Here is a 2,010-nt window from a genome sequence, read left to right as displayed (position 1 = left end):
CCCGCCGGTGCCCCCGTCGCCGCCGACACGGTGGTGTTCGCAGGCGGCGCGGCGCAGGCGAGCCCCGTGCCGAACCAGGCCGCCGTGCGCGCCAGCCTCATCGACACCACGAACAACCGCACCTACTCGCTGGCCTCGGCGCGCCTGCTCATGGGCCGCGAGTCGAAGAACGACATCGTCGTCCACGACATCAACGCCAGCCGCACCCACGCCGAGCTGCGCTTCGAGCCCCAGGGCGTCTGGACCATCACCGACCTGGGCTCCACGAACGGCACGCTCGTCAACGGCGCGGAGATCGCCACGCACCCGCTGCGCGAGGGCGACCGCATCACCATCGGCATGACCAACTTCGTGTTCACCCAGGCCCAATGACGCGAAAGGCGCACGCGTGATAGTTGTTAACCGCACAGAGCGAGGGGTGTACTCGTGATCGACGTCGTACTGCTGATCGGACGCCTGCTGTTCGTAGCCTTGCTGTACCTGTTCCTGTTCGCCCTCATGAAGACCGGCATCGGCCTCGTGCGCGGACAGCGCAAGAAAGAGCGCACCTGGAACCTGTCGGTGGAGCGCGGGCCGAAGGAGCTGCGCGGCGTGTCCATCGTCGTGCGCGGCCCCGTCATCGTGGGCCGCAGCCCCGGCGCCGACATCGTGGTGGGCGCGGGCTACGTGTCCGGCCGCCACGCGCGCTTCTCCCTCATGGGGCAGAACCTGTTCGTGGAAGACCTGGGCTCGACGAACGGCACCGCCGTTAACGGCCAGGTCATCGGCGAACCGGTAGCGCTCAAGAACGGCGACGTGGTCAACGTGGGCGACGTGGCCATCCGCGTGAGGTTCGCCTGATGGCCGCCGAGCGCCCGTACAAGTCCACGCCGCACACGCGCAAGGGCGCCACCACCACGTTCGGCAGCCGCACGGACATCGGCTGCTTGCGCGACCACAACGAGGACAGCCTCGTGGTAACGCCTCCCCTGTTCGCCGTCGCCGACGGCATGGGCGGTCACGCCGCCGGCGAAGTGGCCTCGGAAATCGCCGTGAACGTGCTGGCCGAGCGCGCTCCTGCGCATCCCGACTCCGAGGCGCTCGGACGCGCCGTTGAGGAGGCGAACCGCGCCGTCATACGCGCCGCCCACGAAGGGCGGGGCCGCGAGGGCATGGGCACCACCATGACCGCCGCCATGCTGGAGGGCGAGCGCCTGATCATCGCCCAGGTGGGCGACTCCCGCGCCTACCTGCTGCACCAGGGCAAGCTCCAGCAGCTCACGCGCGACCACAGCCTGATGGCCGACATGATAGAGGCCGGCCAGCTCACGCCCGAGGAGGCGCGCTCACACCCCAACCGCTCCGTCATCACGCGCGCCTTGGGCAGCGACCCGCACACCCAGCCCGACCTGTACGAGATCAACGTGGAGACGGGCGACCGCCTGCTCATCTGCTCCGACGGCCTGTCGGGCATGGTGTGCGACAACGAAATAGAGTCGACGCTCGCCCGTGTACGCGACCCGCAGCGCTGCGCATCGCAGCTGGTGAACGAGGCTATCGCCAACGGAGGCCACGACAACGTCACCGTCATCGTGGCCGACGTCACGGGCTTTGCCGAGGTGCGCCGCAAGAAGATGGCGCGCAAGACGAAGCTCTCCATCGCGCTCGTGCTGGTGCTGTTCGCCGCCATCGTGGGCGGCGCGGCCTGGGGCACGAACGAGTACCTGCACAACGCCGCCTACCTCGCCGACGACAACGGCAAGGTGGCCATTTACCGCGGCGTGCCGGGCGACGTGTTCGGCCTGACCTATTCCGAGCTGGTGGAGTCGACCGACGTGTCCGTGAGCGACCTGCAACCCGGATTCCAGGAACGGCTGAAGGAAGGCTGGCGCGTGGACAGCGTGGAAGCCGCCGAGGCCCTGGTCAAGGAATACCGAGAGGACATTGACGCCAAGAGCAAGCCGGCCGGGGACGATGCGGCGAACGCCGACGCCTCCGCCGCCGACGCGGCCGGCAGCACCGGCGGCACGC

3 protein-coding genes are annotated in these 2,010 nt (G+C 69.1%); all 3 read left to right on the top strand.

Annotated elements, in window-relative coordinates; translation table 11 throughout:
• A partial coding sequence (locus GPA_RS18015) for an FHA domain-containing protein (protein ID WP_156791140.1) occupies positions 1 to 372 on the top strand: 372 nt, incomplete at its 5' end.
• Positions 373 to 426: 54 nt separating this feature from the next.
• Positions 427 to 840 carry an FHA domain-containing protein gene (locus GPA_RS06685; RefSeq protein ID WP_041239204.1) on the top strand — a complete coding sequence of 138 codons (414 nt, stop codon included), beginning with the start codon at positions 427 to 429 and terminating at the stop codon, positions 838 to 840.
• The coding region (locus GPA_RS06680; RefSeq protein ID WP_083808960.1) for a Stp1/IreP family PP2C-type Ser/Thr phosphatase at positions 840 to 2,010 on the top strand (1,171 nt) is incomplete at its 3' end. The genes GPA_RS06685 and GPA_RS06680, both read left to right, overlap by 1 nt.

This window comes from Gordonibacter pamelaeae 7-10-1-b (assembly GCF_000210055.1).
In the GTDB taxonomy this organism is placed as follows: domain Bacteria; phylum Actinomycetota; class Coriobacteriia; order Coriobacteriales; family Eggerthellaceae; genus Gordonibacter; species Gordonibacter pamelaeae.
The sequence above is the reverse complement of the archived record's forward strand: the minus strand, read 5'-3'. Positions and strand labels throughout refer to the sequence as shown.